Raw genomic sequence first — 15,918 nt, 5'->3', positions numbered from 1 at the left:
GAAAATATTCATATTTCGTAGGGGCGATATGATTTCAGCTACATGCTCATCGTACGGTCCGAATCCGCCGAATCACTCTGATCCTTATTGGGGAAAGGCCACCAGTTGGCCCGGCCGAACATCTTCACCATGACAGGCACGAAGAACGGCAGGAACAGCAATGAATACAGGACCAAGCCACTAAGAACAACGGTAGCAATCTGCATCATGGAGAGAACTCCGGATGGATACATGGCAGCAAAAGTTCCGCTCAGAATAACGGCGGCCGACAGAATGACCGTACCCATGTTTTTCATGGCATACAGCATTGCATCCTGAACTTTCATGCCTTTATTTTCATTGAATCGATCCATCAGGAAGATACTGTAATCCACACCAAGCGCTATCAGCATTACGAATCCGAAGAATGGCGTAACCCAGCTGATGCCGGCAAAACCAAGGATATTCACGAATATCGCCTCGGTTAGAGCCATGGATGTGAAATATGCCAGTAACAGGGAAACGATCAAATATAGTGGCATGATCACGGATCTCAGAAGCAGGACTAGAACGATAAATGTTCCTGCAAGCATGAGCATAACGGTGCGTGTGTAGTCGTTGTTGGAGATCTCCTGTAAATCAGCGAATGTGCTGGTTACCCCGCCGACAGCGATGTCTGCTTTTTCCAGCGCACTACCCTGTACCGCACGGTGAACCGCAGCTTCGATATCCGGTACGCGATCAATCGCTTCAATACCGTACGGATTTTCAGCAAAAATAACATCTATCGTCATGGTCTTCCGATCCTGGGACAGATACGTATCGAATACCTGTGCAAAGTCTTTGTTGCTTAACGCTTCTTCAGGTACATACCAGCCGGCCAGATCGGAATCCGGTGAATTCTGCAGCTGTGTCAAATAATTTTGTGCGGAATCAAGACCACCGGACACCTGCGCAATTCCATCCACACTCTGATTCAAACCATCTGTTAATTGGGTCAGCTGACCACTGAGGTCCGAGAAGCCTTGGCTAATTTTCTCCTGACCACCCTGAAGCTGGCTGAGTCCATCCTGGATGGAAGGAATCTCGCTGATCACTTTACCTTGACCATCTGCTGCCTGCTTCAGCCCGGCTTCAAGCTGTCCTATTCCCGTTACAATCTGACCCAGTCCACTAGCCAGAGCCTGTTGTCCAGATGCAGCGGAAGTGAAGCCTTCGTTAGCCTGGTTGATCCCTGCAGCAGCTTGACTCAGATTGCTTTGAATCTGTCCCAGTGCCTGGGCAAGCTGGGCTGTACCTGTTCCCGTTTCCCCAAGTGTACCTTTGACCCGCAGATAGTCTGCGTCCTGCAGGAGGTCAGGGTATCTTTCTTCAAGCGCTGCAAATGATTCATTCAGACTGGTCAGCGCCGTAGATATGCCTGTGAGCTGCTGCTGAATTTCCCCGGTACCCTCGCCAAGCGCAGCCACGCCTGCTCCAGCCTGACGGTAAGCTTCAAGCAGCTGATTACTCGCCTGAGCCAGCTGGTCAGCACTTGTTTTCGCCTGCCGCAGCCCTGCTTGCAAATCACCAGCACCAGCCGAGCCGTCACGAATTCCTCGCTCAATCTGCTGAAGGCCTTCGGACAACTGGCTAATTCCCGATTGCAGCTGGGACGTACCTTTGCTCAGTTCACCTGCACCACTTGCAGCTTCTTTGATCTGAGGTTCATTTTTGCTTAATTGACTGCTCGCCTCACTCAAACCATCACGGATTTTATCCAGACCCGTCTTCCCTTCCCCGAGTCCGTCCGACAAGGTTCCCACTTGCTGGGTCACTTCGAAATCCTTAATCTCGTCACCCGTCGGCCTTGTCATGCTGCGTACCCCGGAGATTCCTGGAACTTTCTCCACTTCACGACTGATTTTCTCCGCCACGGCCATGTATTTGGCATTGTCCATGGCTTCATCGTTCTGAATAACAATCTGACCCGGCAGGGATTCCCCCGGACCGAAGCTGTCGGAGATAATGTTAAACGCTTTTACCGAATCATACTTCTCACCAATCTCATCCAAGCTGTTAAACGACAGTTTACCATCGTAAGTAGCCAGAAGCGGCACACAGACAGCTGCAACGATAAGCAGCGCAGCCCATGGACGTTTTAGAGAGAAGCGACCCGCTGCTCCATAGATCTTGCTCTCCGCATGTTCGAGTGAACCTTTGGAAGGCCAGAACAGCTTCTTGCCCAGCACCGCCATGAAGAACGGAACAATGGTAACCAGCGCGAGCATCATTACGGCAATGCCGACTGCGACTGCCACTGCGGAACGGTACAGCATAAACTGCGCAAAACCGATGGCGACAAAACCAACCAGCACGGCAAGAGCAGAGAAGAATACCGTTTTGCCTGCTGTCCGATAGGTTGCAATAATCGCTCCCCACGTCGTTTCATGATGGGCCAATTCTTCCTTGAATCGGCTGATGAGCAGGATACAGTAATCGGTACCAATCCCGAACATGACGGCAACCATGAAAATCTGCGTGAAGGTCGAGATCGGGAAATCCACCCCATCGACCAGGAATGCAACAATCTGCTGCGATACAATATAACTGATACCCACGGTAAGCAGAGGGACAAATGGAGCTACAAACGAACGGAATACAAGGAACAATATGAGCAAAATAAATACAACCGTAATATACTCCGATTTCTTGAGTCCCTCCTGAGAACTCTCTACCGTATCTTCATCGATTAATCCTTTACCGGTTATGTAGTGTTCCACATTGACCGAGTCCAGCGTTTCATTGAGATCCTCACGCATTTCCTTGACGGTACGATCTCCCTGATCGATAGACAGGGATGTCAGGATCGTCTTTCCATCAGCAGAGATCATTTTGTCTGACAATTCTGGCTGGGAGAAGGGCTCCAAGATGGACAAAATGCCGAGTTCTTCTTTCTTCGACTCCAGCTGCTTTACAGCCTTTTCGGCCTCTTGTTTGCCTGTAGTACCCAAACCATCCGGGTTATAAAAAACAAGCGCCAGCTGACTGCCCTGCTGTTCGCCTTTTTGTGCAGCAGCTTCATCGAGGATGGCAGCTGCCTGGGTGGATGAGTACCCTTCCGGGACCGAAAACTGTCCTTTTTCCCGAATCAGTTCACTCATGTTGGGGGCTGTGAACATCAATACGGCGGCTACAACTACCCATAACCCCATCAACCACCATCTTGCTTTCAGAATCGTTCTCATTCGCTCTCCTGTCCTCCCTCATTCGTAAGCAAGGTCGCCAACTTCTCAAAGGATTCAATAAAATTCTGTACTTCTTCCGGCTTAAAGTGGACCAGGTACGGCTCAAGAAGCTGCTGTATTTCCTGTTCTGTCTCGCGATATACCTGACGGCCGGTATCTGTCAGAGTCAGATACACCACTCTGCGATCCCGCTCATCTCCCGCCCGATGGACCAGATCACGATCAACAAGCTTGTTAACCAATGCCGTGATGCTGCTTTTCCCGACGCAGAGAAGCTCTGACAGATCAGATGGTGTGCAGGATGGTTTCTCCTCAATCAAACGAAGAGCACAGAACTGGTCTGTTGTCATGGTCTGCCCCACCTTTTCACGGATTCGCGTATCAAACTGTTTGGATACCAGGAACGATGCATCCAGATAACGGTTCACCAAACTTTTGGCATCCGGTGTATTCATGTTTATTCTCCTTTCTGACCTTTTTGTCCATATAGTTCACTTATCGAACTATTCTTCAATGAAACTATTCTATATTGAAACTATAATACAAAGCAATACTTTATTCCTGTTATTTTGTGTTTTCACGACAAAAAACAGGGCGTAAGGCTTAGCTCCCTGAACTGCACCCCAATTGTTAGACATTATCAACAATTGGAGGTGCAGTTTTTCTATGGCTAAATTTACAAACGAACAAAAAATGGATGCAGTTATTAGATATCAAAGCAAATCGGAAAGTGTAAGGGAAATTGCTAATTCACTTGGGGCGAATCAAGAAGTTGTACGGATGTGGATTAAACAAGCTGAGTATCACGGGTTAGCCGCCTTTAAAAAGTCCTATACTTCCTACACTATGCAGTTTAAGATGGACGTACTTAATAATATGAACGAAATGGGGATATCTCCTAACGAAGCTGCAGTCATCTTTAATATTTCCTCTCCAGCATTAATTCGAACGTGGAGGATAAAGCTTAATACGGTAGGGTTAGATGCGCTCATTTCGAAGAAAAAGGGGCGTCCATCCTTGAAGAAAAAATCCAGTAAACCAACAAAGCCAACACGAACTGAAGACTCTACAGAAGCCCTTCAAGCAGAAATCCAACGTCTACGTATGGAAAATGAATACTTAAAAAAGTTAAATGCCTTAGTTCAAAGCAAAAAAAAATCACCAAGAAAGACAAAGTAAAGGTCATCTATGAATTAAGGCAGAAGTACCCAGTGAAGGCGCTTGTAGCATTCGCACAAATCCCACGTAGCACGTATTACAATGTAGTAAAGAAGTTGGATCAACTAGATCCAGATCTGGACTTAAAAGTGGAGATTCAAGCAATCTATGATGAACATGAAGGTCGTTATGGCTATCGACGCATTTGTGATGAACTAGCGAATCGCCAGCAAAAAGTGAATCATAAAAGGGTCCAGCGCATTATGAAAGAGTTAGGTTTAAAGTGCTTAGTACGCATGAAAAAATATAAATCGTACAAAGGTACGATAGGTAAAATCGCAACAAACATTTTAAATAGAAACTTCACATCGGAAGTACCTAATGCAAAGTGGGTCACCGATATTACTGAGTTTAAATTATTTGGTGAGAAGCTTTATTTATCGCCTGTACTAGATTTATTTAATGGGGAAATTATTACGTATACCATTGGCTCAAGGCCAACGTATTCCCTTGTTTCAGAGATGTTAGATCAAGCTTTAGAACGTTTGCCAGAGGACCATCAGCTACTGATGCATTCTGATCAAGGCTGGCACTATCAAATGAAGCCCTATCGTACAAAGCTTGAATCTAGAGGAATTGTACAAAGTATGTCTCGTAAAGGTAATTGTTACGACAATTCAGTGATGGAAAATTTCTTCGGGATAATGAAATCAGAATTCCTCTATTTGAAGGAATTTGAAAGCTTAGAGTATTTCAAAAAAGAACTTAAAAAATATATCGAATACTACAACACGAAACGAATGAAAGCAAAATTTAAAATGAGCCCGGTAGAATACCGAACTCATTTTAATCAAGCTGCCTAATGAAATAACCGTGTCTAACTTTTAGGGGTCACTTCACCCGGCCAAGTCACACGCCCTGTTTCTTGTTTAAATTACGAGGGTCCCCATGATAAAGGTGATCCATGAACTATTCTTCGATTGCATCCTCGTCTTTTTCCAGTACACAACGGAATCGTTCGACACCTGGATATAACTCACCCAAGCTGTATACGACAAAGCCAGTATTACGATAAAATTCCACAGCTTCCTGATCCGTTTCCGCGATGAGCTTGTCCGGATTATACTTCTCCAGCAGCTGTGCAATCATGCCACGGCCATAGTTTTTAAAACGGTTCTCCGGCAATACCGCAATATGCTGGATGGTAATCTCGCTGTTTCCCGTTTTCTCATACCCAACCAAGCCGACCAACTGTCCCTCATCCTCATATCCATCCAGCAGAAGCTCGTCCTTATTCACATATTGCTGCAGCGCATGACCGACTTGCTCCGGGTCCGGGAAAACCGAGTAGGACAGCAATTCCTGCACTTCCGGCTCCTGTATGCGTGATTTCAGATTAATCAACACTCTTATATTCCTCCTATGACTTGCTTCATTCCGTTATCGTATTGTAGTCGTTAGCCTGTCAAAGTTCAAGTCCCATACCCCTGTAGCTGACTCCGAAGCGCAGCGGGGGTACCCTGATTCACCTGAATACCAGCCAATTGAAAAGCATCCAGGATTGCGCCGCCAACGGCTGGCAATTCGCTGGATATGTAATCGAACTCTTTTCCTGTCGATGGATGGTTTTGTCCTAACCCTTTCTGAACAGCAGCCTTCATATATGATGAGGTCAGGCAGCTTCCAGTCAGTGTGTAAGAGACCTGTTGAGATTGAAAACAGCTTGCCAGCATAAGAATACTCACAACAGCTGTATCTGCTGCCGAGTCACATACCCTCATCGCAAGTGGAATTTGCTGAGCGGCAGCTTCCGTCACCAAGGGTGCCATTTGGCTGAATTTGCGGTTCATCGCCTGTTTATCATCAGCAAACCCTGCAGCTCCAAGCGCTGCAAGCTCTGGCACTGAACGCATATTCCAATATGCAAGAATCTGTTCGACGAAGGGATGATCCTCTGGCTCATATCGGCCTGCCAGAACGGAATGCACCGTATCGTAGGACAGAAAACGCGCTGCCGTGGGAGCATAGTGACCAAATTGGTCGTTTCGGAGCCAGATTTCCTGCTCCGTCCTGCCAAGGATCAAAGACCCGGTGCCCCCAATTGCCACGATTCCAGGCCTACCGTTAAAGGCAGCTGTATGAGCAATATGTGTATCGTTTACGGCACTTCTCCTCCCAAGGATGCCTGTTTTGGCAAGAACACCCTCGGCCCAGGTGAATTCTTCTTCCCGGTCCAGACCTGCCATACCCGCTTGAATGGCAGCCACTTGTTCTCCTTTAATGCCAGCCTGCTCCAGCGCTTCTGCTATGCCTCCGAGCACATGCTGCTCAGCATTGGAATCGTGATAACGATTGCAACCTCCCTTTTCAACATAGGACAACAGTTGTCCATCTCCATCGGCTACAGCCACTCTTGTATGACTTCCGCCACCATCAATACCTACCACATATGTATTCATCGTATCCCCCATACTCTGATAATAGACTGTATTCACGACGTTTCCTTATGTCATAGAAAGCAGAACAGCCGGGATGCATAACCTCATACTTCCCGGCAGGTTCTGTTATTGCTTCTGTACGGCAAAACGAAGCAATTCGCAGCGGAACTGTGTCGGCTCATCGTACTTTTCTTCTTCAATGGTCTGAGTTACGTGTTCCTGAAGCAGGATATTCCATCCTGCATATGCCTCTTCAAGCAATTCGGTCGCCTTGGCTGTTGACAGATTTAGTTCGATCAAAGGCTCAATTCGCCGTCCAGTGCTAATCTCCTGCTCCTCTACACTTGTACTCATCGTGATGCAATGAATTCCACCTGTGCGTGTGCCTGCCTGAAGACGACTTAGCGCTTTCAGAAAAGCATTTTCATCGGATACGTGTTCCAGGCAGGAACAAGCTGCAATAAAATCAAATGTATTGGGCCTGATATCATAATGCTCCACGTCTGCTTTCACGGCTTTTACCATATGATCAACCTGATATTTCTTCGCATATTTCCGAAGTCCTTCAACGGCTTCGTCCAGCAGATCCACACCAATAACCTCGCTGTTCGTTTGCTGCAGACGCTGTGCAATTGGAATGGTGTGTCTCCCTACTCCGCACCCCAGATCAAGCACTCGCAGATCCGATTTGTGTGCAAGCAAACGTTCCAGCATCTCCATCACCATTGGCATCGGTCTCGCCATCCACGTTCCGGCTTCAAATAGTTCATTATTCTGATAAAAGTTCGAATGGTAACCTGCCTCCGCTTTGCGCGCTGCTTCGAATTGTTCATTTCCCATGAAAGGCACCCCCGTAATAATCTAGAATTGAATTGTCAGCGTTCCTGAGATCGAAATTAGAATGATGGCCCAAATGACTAACACGAGCAGGGCACCTGTCACAAGCATTTTCCCGGCGTCCCTTTTGTAAGGATCGTCATTAAATAACATTACCCCGCCAATGGCAATCGCTATCGGTGGAAGAAGAATCGCAATTAGAATGAGCAGACCTATGGAGTAACGATCCAATACATCTTCCTCGTATTCTTCCATTTGTGTTGTCTCTGCAGGAACGGTCTTCATTTCAACGAGATTGCCACATGCTTTGCATTTGAACTCGTCTTCTCCCATTTCCTGTTGACAGTAAGAACAAACTCTTCGTGATCGCGGCATGCTGCACCTCCTTGTTACAAGCACCTACTATTAACTACCCACGATATTAAACTAATTTGCGCGCTGCATCATTATCTTGTTCAAGAAGGCATCAAGGACTTCCACATAACGCACTCGATCCACCTGAAAAGCTGTACCGTGACCTGCACGGGGAATCGTCAGCAGCTCTTTTTCCGTAGGACAAGCTTCATAAAGCCGATACACCATCTCTGTAGGGACAAAGGTATCCGCCTCTCCGTGAATAAATAGAACAGGAACCCGCACCTTGGTGAGCTGTTTGAGAGCCGATGCTTCCCCGAAGGAATACCCTGCCTTCCATTTGGAGATCAGACTTGTCACAGGGATAAATGGAAAGGGCGGTAATTTGTACAATTGTTTCAACTGAAACGTAAGCTCATCCTTCACCGATGTATAGGAGCAGTCTGACACGATGGCTTTTACCTGATCCGGCAGAGACTCCCCGCCTGTCATAAGAACCGTTGCACCGCCCATGGAGATACCATGCAGCACAATGTCTGTCTGGTTGCCTACCTTGTTGATCACCCACTGGACCCAATTGACGTAATCCTTCCGATCCAGCCAGCCGAATCCGATGACGTCTCCTTCACTGTGACCATGAGCTCGATCATCAGGCATGAGTACGTTACAGCCTCTTTTCTCTACATAGTACCTTGCAAAACCAGCCATTTCTCTGCCTCTCCCGGAATACCCGTGCGCCAGAATTACCGTCTGACTCGACTTCCCAGTTGAAGCCAACCATATTCCCTGCAATTTCAACCCATCATGAGAGGTGATGCTTACCATTTCACCATCCTGCATGTCCAACCACTCCAGGTCTGAAGCACTGCTGATCAATTCATTATCCGGTTCAGGCATTAGATTCGGATTATCGATTAGAAATGGTTTTGGCGCTCGGCGAATAGCTGTTTTGAAAAAGTATAGTCCTCCGAACCAAGTCACAATAAGAATGACCAGAATAAGTGCGGGAATCCCGTATATTAACATGTATGCTTCTCTCTCCCTCTCAAGATCTTCTACCCCTAACACAGTTAAGGATACATGTTCTTATGTACACTCGTTTTCAGGCGAAAAAACAGGCTTGCTGCCCTAACCTAATTCGTTAAGACAGCAAACCCTTTAAATGATTACCTTCTCCAAAGCTTCACAGGCTTCCTGGTATGCGGGTATCAATTCACCCAGCAATGGCTCAGCCTTCCTCACCTGACCAGTTTTAGCGAGCTGTTCAATCCTTGCAAAAAGTGTCGAACAGTATTCTATTCCTAGACTCAAGCTGCTGGATTTCAGATCATGGGCACATTCCGCAGCTGCAATATGGTCTCCGGAGACAACGTATCTCCGAAGCACTTCAATTTTACCAGGTGTTTCGTTACGATACATGTCCAGCAGCATTTCAAGGATCGACTGTTCACCGTCGCTGTTCAATTCGCCAATCTCTTTGACTATGCTCATATTCAGCACTTCCCGAGGATCCGAGGGATGCTGCCATTTTTGAATGACGTTTTTTAAGGATTCCAGTGTAAACGGCTTGCCAATGAAATCATTCATTCCAGCTTCAAAACATTTTTCTTTCTCGTCGTCCATGACGTTGCCTGTCATTGCAATAATTGGAATGGGATGACGCATTTCATCCTGCTCCATGGCTCTTATTTTGCGTGCTGCCTCAAGTCCATCCATAACCGGCATCATGTTATCCATTAGTATGATTCCATACCTCTTGCTTAGAAAGGCCGCAACAGCCTCTTCTCCGTTGCATACCGAATCGACCTCGGTGATCCCAAGTTTCTTAAGCTGCATCAAAACAACCTGGCGGTTAATCAGATTATCATCTGCGAGCAGGATTGGTCGAGAATAGGGTTCCTGTAGCAAAGCGCCAGAGTCATGCAATGTATCTTGTCCCGTCGGAACTGTGGCTTTTACCGGTTCTGTCTTGCGTCCCATTGGAATTTCAAACCAGAATGTCGAGCCCTGGCCCTCTTGACTAATGACTCCAATCTGACCGCCCATTAACCTCACAAGAGACTGGCATATGGATAACCCCAGGCCTGTTCCTTCGTATTCCTTGGAACGGCCTTTTTCCGTTTGAACGTAGGGTTGGAACAAGGTTTCCTGATCTTCTTCAGCAATTCCGATTCCCGTATCCTTCACCTCAAACCGGATCCATTGGGTGTTCTCATCTTCCCGAACCAGGGCAACTTGAATGCGTATTGATCCATCTTTTGTAAATTTGTTGGCATTTTGAATCAGGTTCATCAAAACCTGTGTAATTCGTGTGGAGTCTCCCTCAAGAACCCCCGAAATTCGGGGATCACATTCCACGGCCAGTTTGTTCCCATTTTGGATCACCTTGGGCTCCAGCAAACGAACGATGTAGTTAAACGTAGGCTCCAGTTCGACATCTCCCATTTCAAGACGCATCTGACCTGCTTCCAGTTTGGAAAAGTCCAGAAGGTCCTGAATCAGCTTCAGCAGAAGTCTCGCTGCTTCTTGAATCACTTGAACCGAATGCTGCTGCTCTTCGGACAAGGGAGAATGCTGCAGAAGTTCAGCCATGCCTAATATTCCATTTAAGGGTGTACGGAAATCATGGCTGATTACGGCTATAAATGAACTCTTGGATTCCCCTGCGGATACGGCTTCTTTTCGAGCGGCATCCAGACTTACGTTATTTTTAGCAAGCAGACGCTGTAGCGTCACCAGTTCGTTGTTCATTTCGGAGAATTCACTAAGAATTCGCTCTTCCTGTTCCTTACTGCGAATAATCTGATCAGATAAATGCTCAATCGTTTTACGCAGCTTTTCGATCTCGCCAGCTTCATTAGACATTGCGTCATTCCTCTCTATTCGCGAATCATACCAACGTTGCAGTTGGCAGATTGCTGAGCCAGCAGACGTTCTGCAACGGCAACAGCCTCATCAGCTCCGGGAGCATAACCATCTGCCCCAACGGTCCTCCATAACTCCCGATCAATGTTGAATGGATAACCTCCTACCATGATTTTCACATGCGAGGTAGCCGGGTGATTACGAATCATTTGGATAAGTTCTTTGGCAAGATGAAGATGAAATGTCATCGTTACTGAAATAGCAACCACATCACCCTGATGACGCTCGATCGCCTCAAGCAGGCTGCCATTCGGAACATTTGCCCCCAAATAATACGTATCCCAACCTTCCATCTCAAACACGTCAGCAAGCATACGCAAACCGATCTCATGCTGCTCACTGCCTACACAGGCTGCAACCAGCTTTTTCTGCTGCGGCTCATGGATCAACCAGCGGGGATACAGCCGCGAGATAATAGCCTGCGTGGCTGCCGTACAGAAGTGCTCCTGAGCGACACTAATCTGGCTAAGCTGCCACATGCGGCCTATTTCATATTGAGTGGGTTGAAAAATATAACGATAAATATCACGAATGCTTGCTCCGCTTTCCAGCTCGGCTTCAACAATGCTAAAAGCTTCTTGGCGTCTGCTATCCAGAAGCGCCTGCAAATAAGATTTGGCAGCATGGCCGTAGGGAAAAGATTCGTTGACGAATCCTTGTGCTACCTCATGATGCTGGGTTTGGTAGATTCCCATTTTCAGATAATCTAGAACAAGTGACTTGGATGCATCATCAAACTCTTCTTCCAACGTCTCTTTGATTAGATTTAAATTAATGGCCAGATCATCCGCCGAAACGTGATAACCTGCCAGCAATGTTTTGAGCCAAGATATATAATGAGTAAACAGGTTAGGACTCTTAACCAGAACGCTCTCAGCCAGATAATTCAAACTATATTGCGAATCCTGTTGAGTCCGCATTCTGCCATTTTCACCAAAACGCTCAAGCAACTCAGGTTGCAGCGTATACTGCTTCTCCGTTATTTTATCAGCCAGCCCACCTGCTGCTTTCAGCAAGCGTTCCCCAGCTTCCTGATGGGTCATTACGTTATCCCTCCTCTTGCTGTGCAATCGTATCAACCATCATGTATATCCACGATAAGAGTCGATTCGATTTCAATCAGCTATTGATCGGGAAATGCATTATATATTATACATGAACTCCAAGGAGAAACATTTCATTCGGAGCTGCATATTAGAACAATTTTCCTATATTATGAGCATTCCTGCAAGTCATCTAGCCAGTTCATGCCCTTTTTTTTCACATAAAAAAACCGGCCTGCGTTATGGACGCAAGTCGGTTTTTCCTTCAGCAGCAAGTCCTAGTTTCTTCAGCAAGCGAATCGCATCCGCTTTTTCGGCTGGCTCTAAACCTTCCATTGCATCAATGATAACCTGATGATGCCCAGGGAATATTTGGGTGAATAGATTTCTTCCCTTTTCCGTCAGCTCCGCGTAAATCACACGGCGGTCTTCCTTGGATGCACGTCTAAACAGCAAATCCTTGTTTTGCAGCTTATCCACTACATAGGTTATATTCCCGCTGGACATTAGCACTTTCTCACCGATTTTTTGCAAGGCTTGTGGGCCCTTGTGATATAACAAATCCAGTACCCCGAATTCTGTCGTATTCAGTCCATGACTCTGAATGTCACGATTGGACCTTGATGTAACAGAATTGTATGCTCGGGCGAGAACCACGAATAATTGCAAAGATAGTTCCCGATTGTCCTCCGTATTCGGCATTTCCATAATCCTCCGTCAATTGTTTGCAAATTCAGGCTGTGCTTCGATGCCAAGCAGCGTTTTCATCCCTCACACAGCACTTCTCAGAACAAATCATTACAATCAATAAGCCAAACACATGTATCCTAGAGTCATCTGATCGATCTTAGGAACGATGGCGCTCATCAATACTACCGTCATCTTTGGCCAGAATCACCGTATCGGCCATGTCAACGAACAAACCATTATCGACTACGCCTGGCAGCATGTTGAGTTGTACATTGAGCTCAGCCGCGTTGACGATGGATTCCATCCGGCAATCCGCAATCAGATTTCCGTTGTCTGTAAGGTAGCGCTCATCTTCATTCATACGCCATTCTGGTCGGCAGCCCAGCTTCTCCAGCGCCTGGAAGGTCCATTCCGATGCAAAAGGAACTACTTCTACCGGCAGTGGAAACTGACCCAATTGTTGAACCGCCTTGCTGCCATCAGCAACAATGATGAGTTTATCACTGTTAGCCGCCACAATTTTTTCACGTAAAAGTGCTCCGCCCCCGCCCTTGATCAGATTGAAATCAGGATCGACCTCATCTGCACCATCAATAGTAATATCCAGTCTGCCAATCTGGTCGAATGGGATGATTGGTATTCCCCACTCGCGAGCCAGCTTGTCCGAAGCTTCCGAAGTCGCCACAGCCTGGATTTGCAGCCCCTCGCGTACACGCTCTCCCAGTCTGCATATCGCAAAATATGCCGTCGAGCCTGTTCCGAGTCCAACCTTCATGCCATCCTGAATGTATTCTGCCGCCCGCTCTGCTGCAATTTTTTTCAGATTCATCTAAAATAAACCCCCGCCTGCTTATGATTTGAAAAATGCACACTGTCTTTATTATAGATAAAACCACTTCCGATGTATATCCATGCCGAATGCCATGCAGCAGGAAATTTGATCTAACGACAAATCCCGGATTTCGCCATTTCCTGCTAAGTAAGTTGATGGTTAGTTAAAATGGTATAAGAAAACTTGCATCCTACGTTCTCCTTCATAGACAAAGGGCCGTTCCTGCTCTTAACACTAATTGTCATCTTTGGATCCATTTCCAAGTTTTAAAGTGTTTTTTTGTATCAGCCTGTTATAAAATAAAGACGGAGACTAGAAAATGGAAATTCCTCCAAATAAACAGTTCTAAATACCTATGTATTAAGTGTCATGTCCGCAAATATGTAAATTATTAAAAAAGTTTTAACGAAACTATTCAATTTAACCACATTTCATACGACATATTAAGTATAGATGTGTTTTAATAATTAGACACCTATGGATTATGAGGTACAAAAGTCTCTGCATTAAGACTGCGAACCCAAGACCATGGTCGCATACATAAGCTCTGGAGGGGGATCAACAAATGACTTGATTGGCTGCATTCATGCAAGCAAATAAAAGGTTTGTTAATTACAAGAAGATCAGGAGTGGAATTTAGTGAAATCATTTAGTTGGAAAAGCATGTCCTTTTTCTCAAAAAACTTATTACTTTCATTCACCAACATCATTATTATCGGGGTAGCACTTATTGCGAGCAGCTATTACTTCCAAAAGACGGTTCTCGTAGACCAGCTGCATGGACAAGTAGAACAAATCACTAAAAAGTGGGCAGAGGGAATCAACCCAGCCGACGTAGAGGCAGCTATTGCAGAAGGCAGTTATGATGGAAAAGTGCAAACCCAGTTGCGTGCTTATTTTGATGAAATGCAAGAATACTACCCGAATATTGCCCAAGCTTATATCTTTGGTGTAGAGCTTGGCGGAGATACGAAAAGAGAAACTTCTCTCGTAGCCATGCCAACCAATCTGAGAGAAGCATTCCAGAGCGATAATGTTAATATTGGCGACATGTATGAACAACCTGTTGTTGTGGCGAATGCCCTCAAAGAAATGCTTAATACGGACCGTCCAACCTTCACGACTTTCTATTCAGATGATTTTGGCACATGGACAACTATTGCTTATCCGATCAAGGACAGCAACGGCAAAATCTTCTCTTACTTTGCAGTCGATGCAGATGCAACAGCAGTACCTGCCGGACTGAAATCACTGCTTAAAAACGGTATCATCATTCTGGTTGCATTCCTTCTGTTGTTCCTGATTATCCAATACCTTGTAGTTAAAAATACGCTATCCCCAATTCGTCACCTGATCAAAGGTATCGATGACGTTAGCCGGGGTAATTTGAATGTTAACATTCCGACAGGAAAAGACGACCTCGGACTTGTAAACGAGAAGTTCAACACGATGGTTCGCAAAATCAATGACACTATCGTTAAAGTGCAAGTCACCTCTCAAGAGGTTAACCAATCAGCCAAAGAGCTGTATGAGGTATCTGAGAAAAACAGCGAGAACGCTGATACCATCAATAGCAATGTAACGCAAATCACCTCCAACATCCGTGGACAGGAACAGGCAAGTATTGATAGCGCCCGTGCCATGGCTGAAATGGCGACTGTCATTCAGACGATTGCCAGCAGTTCCGCGAATGTAGCTGATGAAGCTTATGAAATGGAACGCCGTTCCCAACAGGGTAACACGGTTGTACGCCAAGTATCTCAGCAAATGACACTGATTACGGAATCCGTGAAGAATACGGCTTCAGCAATCCAGGTTCTGGAGAGCCGTTCACAGGAAATCGGAGATATCCTGAACATCATCTCCGGCATTTCCAGCCAAACCAACCTGCTGGCTTTGAATGCATCCATTGAGGCAGCTCGTGTTGGTGAAGAGGGCCGAGGATTTGCCGTCGTTGCTGGTGAAGTTCGTAAGCTTGCTGAACAATCCGAACAATCCACTAGCCAGATCGCCGTATTAATTGAAGAGATTCAAACCGAGATCAAACAAGCTGTCCGCGCAATGGAAAAAGGTACGGCAGAAGTCGATACCGGACTTGACGTTGCAGATCAGACAGGAAAATTGTTTGAAGATATTCTGGAAGCTGCGAAGAAAGTATCGAATCAGATTCAGGAAGTTTCCAGTGCGACAGAAGAAATCTCTGCAAGTACAGAGGAAATGACTGCTACCGCAGATGATCTGTCTGCCAGCGTTAGCAAAACAGCAGAAAGCAGTGAGCGTATTGCCGCTTCCGTTGATGACCAGAAAGCTTCCCTGTCCACCCTTGTTGATTCTTCTACCCGTTTGAACAGCATGTCCGAGGAATTACAGGAATTGATCTCTCACTTTAATGTAAGCAAGTCCTAAAAAACGATAAAACGAACGTTATAATTAAG

At 46.1% G+C, this 15,918-nt stretch carries 13 protein-coding genes; 2 read left to right on the top strand and 11 right to left on the bottom strand.

Going from position 1 to position 15,918, the window contains the following annotated elements; genetic code table 11:
• Positions 1–38: 38 nt before the first annotated feature.
• A complete protein-coding gene (locus F4V51_RS10655; protein WP_153977946.1) occupies positions 39–3,206 on the bottom strand; it encodes an MMPL family transporter in 3,168 nt (1,055 codons plus the stop codon).
• Positions 3,203–3,661, bottom strand: a complete 459-nt coding sequence (locus tag F4V51_RS10650; protein WP_153977945.1) for a MarR family winged helix-turn-helix transcriptional regulator — start codon at positions 3,659–3,661, stop codon at positions 3,203–3,205. The genes F4V51_RS10655 and F4V51_RS10650 overlap by 4 nt, the downstream gene beginning before the upstream one ends.
• 211 nt (positions 3,662–3,872) lie before the next feature.
• Between F4V51_RS10650 and F4V51_RS10645 the strand changes: the two genes are divergently transcribed.
• Positions 3,873–5,227 (top strand): IS3 family transposase gene (locus F4V51_RS10645; protein WP_153977390.1). Its coding sequence is split into 2 segments (ribosomal slippage): positions 3,873–4,326 and positions 4,326–5,227, totalling 1,356 coding nucleotides; the frame shifts between segments, so codons are not numbered across the junction.
• A 106-nt stretch (positions 5,228–5,333) separates the two neighbouring features.
• Here F4V51_RS10645 and F4V51_RS10640 read toward each other — a convergent pair.
• The 9 genes from F4V51_RS10640 to rpiA form a co-directional block, all read right to left on the bottom strand.
• Complete coding sequence (locus F4V51_RS10640) at positions 5,334–5,771, bottom strand: GNAT family N-acetyltransferase (RefSeq protein ID WP_153977944.1); 438 nt, start codon at positions 5,769–5,771, stop codon at positions 5,334–5,336.
• Between the two features lie 65 nt (positions 5,772–5,836).
• Positions 5,837–6,823: an N-acetylglucosamine kinase gene (locus F4V51_RS10635; protein WP_162009923.1), complete on the bottom strand. Its 987-nt coding sequence runs from the start codon at positions 6,821–6,823 to the stop codon at positions 5,837–5,839.
• Positions 6,824–6,928: 105 nt separating this feature from the next.
• Positions 6,929–7,642 (bottom strand): class I SAM-dependent methyltransferase, encoded by a 714-nt coding sequence (locus tag F4V51_RS10630; RefSeq protein WP_153977942.1) that lies wholly within the window; start codon positions 7,640–7,642, stop codon positions 6,929–6,931.
• A gap of 21 nt (positions 7,643–7,663) precedes the next feature.
• On the bottom strand, positions 7,664–8,014 hold the full coding sequence (locus F4V51_RS10625; protein ID WP_153977941.1) for a hypothetical protein: 351 nt from the start codon (positions 8,012–8,014) through the stop codon (positions 7,664–7,666).
• A gap of 51 nt (positions 8,015–8,065) precedes the next feature.
• The gene (locus tag F4V51_RS10620) at positions 8,066–9,019 is read right to left on the bottom strand and encodes an alpha/beta hydrolase (RefSeq protein ID WP_153977940.1); all 954 of its coding nucleotides are present in this window, start codon (positions 9,017–9,019) and stop codon (positions 8,066–8,068) included.
• Between the two features lie 132 nt (positions 9,020–9,151).
• Positions 9,152–10,858, bottom strand: coding sequence for a hybrid sensor histidine kinase/response regulator (locus tag F4V51_RS10615; RefSeq protein ID WP_153977939.1), 1,707 nt, complete (start codon positions 10,856–10,858; stop codon positions 9,152–9,154).
• Positions 10,859–10,872: 14 nt separating this feature from the next.
• Complete coding sequence (locus F4V51_RS10610) at positions 10,873–11,961, bottom strand: cobalamin B12-binding domain-containing protein (RefSeq protein ID WP_153977938.1); 1,089 nt, start codon at positions 11,959–11,961, stop codon at positions 10,873–10,875.
• Between the two features lie 240 nt (positions 11,962–12,201).
• Entirely contained in the window at positions 12,202–12,663 is a 462-nt protein-coding gene (locus tag F4V51_RS10605) for a MarR family winged helix-turn-helix transcriptional regulator (RefSeq protein WP_153977937.1), read from the bottom strand.
• 145 nt (positions 12,664–12,808) lie between these two features.
• On the bottom strand, positions 12,809–13,480 hold the full coding sequence (gene rpiA, locus F4V51_RS10600; RefSeq protein ID WP_095287900.1) for a ribose-5-phosphate isomerase RpiA: 672 nt from the start codon (positions 13,478–13,480) through the stop codon (positions 12,809–12,811).
• Positions 13,481–14,146: 666 nt separating this feature from the next.
• Here rpiA and F4V51_RS10595 point away from each other — a divergent pair.
• Positions 14,147–15,889 carry a methyl-accepting chemotaxis protein gene (locus F4V51_RS10595; RefSeq protein WP_153980649.1) on the top strand — a complete coding sequence of 581 codons (1,743 nt, stop codon included), beginning with the start codon at positions 14,147–14,149 and terminating at the stop codon, positions 15,887–15,889.
• Positions 15,890–15,918 lie beyond the last annotated feature (29 nt).

This window comes from Paenibacillus xylanilyticus (genome assembly GCF_009664365.1).
Taxonomy (GTDB): domain Bacteria; phylum Bacillota; class Bacilli; order Paenibacillales; family Paenibacillaceae; genus Paenibacillus; species Paenibacillus xylanilyticus_A.
This window is presented reverse-complemented; position numbering and strand designations above follow the sequence as displayed.